This is a genomic window from Vibrio sp. 1978 (assembly GCF_033344345.1).
Map to the genome: position 1 here is coordinate 1 of NZ_JAWPOP010000249.1, position 876 is coordinate 876.

General features: G+C 43.9%; 2 protein-coding genes. One reads left to right on the forward strand and one right to left on the reverse strand.

The genetic code is table 11. The annotated features are described in order from the left end of the window. The coding region (locus R8N49_RS25860; protein WP_318190299.1) for an endoribonuclease YicC domain-containing protein at positions 1-229 on the forward strand (229 nt) is incomplete at its 5' end. A gap of 54 nt (positions 230-283) precedes the next feature. Here R8N49_RS25860 and R8N49_RS25865 read toward each other — a convergent pair. Beyond that, the gene (locus tag R8N49_RS25865; RefSeq protein ID WP_005458957.1) at positions 284-709 is read right to left on the reverse strand and encodes a phosphate-starvation-inducible protein PsiE; all 426 of its coding nucleotides are present in this window, start codon (positions 707-709) and stop codon (positions 284-286) included. Positions 710-876: the final 167 nt, after the last annotated feature.

Consider the following 876-nt stretch of genomic DNA (forward strand, 5'->3'; position numbering starts at 1 on the left):
AGACGTTGCAGAAGAGCTAGATCGTTTGGATTCTCACGTGAAAGAAACGACCAACATCCTGAAAAAAGGTGGCGCAGTCGGTCGTCGTCTGGATTTCATGATGCAAGAATTCAACCGTGAGTCAAACACGCTCGCTTCTAAATCGATCAGCACCGACATCACTGCGTCGGGCGTTGAACTGAAAGTTCTGATCGAGCAAATGCGCGAACAGATCCAAAACATCGAATAATCTAAAAACATTTAGATTACATATTGAAAGCCCCGCTTAATGCGGGGCTTTATTTTATTCGTCTTTTTCCAAGGTTCGGTTGTCAACATACGGCCAATAGTGGTGTCCAACGCGAATCACCAAGGTCGCTGCCGCCAAGATAAACGCCGCTATAGAAAGCCAAACCACCAAAGTGGCATCCAACTCTTTCATACCTAAGGTGATGTAGCGAGCAATGGCCATCATCGCGATATAGATAGGATAGCGAACGGGGATCTTACCGTTCATTACAAACTGCTGCACCATCGCTAAAACCTCAAGATAGATGAACATCAATAAGATGTCCGTCAACAGCACTCGCTTCTCAACAAAAACATGAATGAACTCTTGAGCCATGGCATAAATAGTTGCCAAGGTAATAGCGACCAACAGAACCGCTTCTAAGATGTGGAACATCTTCAAAAATGGGCGACTGAACGATTTAGGTAAATTTGATGGCATAGCCAATTATCCAAGCAAAACCAAAGAGATAAGCTTTGAGTTTAGCATGCAAGATAAAAAAGGATACATAAGAAAAACGCCCCGTTTATTTAACGGAGCGTGTTTTCTTGAATGCGATGGTGGCACGGCTTACGCCACTTGCTGCTTTTTTTCTGCCACACGCTTTT

What these genes read in the sequence shown, in the direction of transcription:
- R8N49_RS25865 (WP_005458957.1), bottom strand. Translation starts at nt 709, where the DNA reads ATGCCATCAAATTTACCTAAATCGTTCAGTCGCCCATTTTTGAAGATG.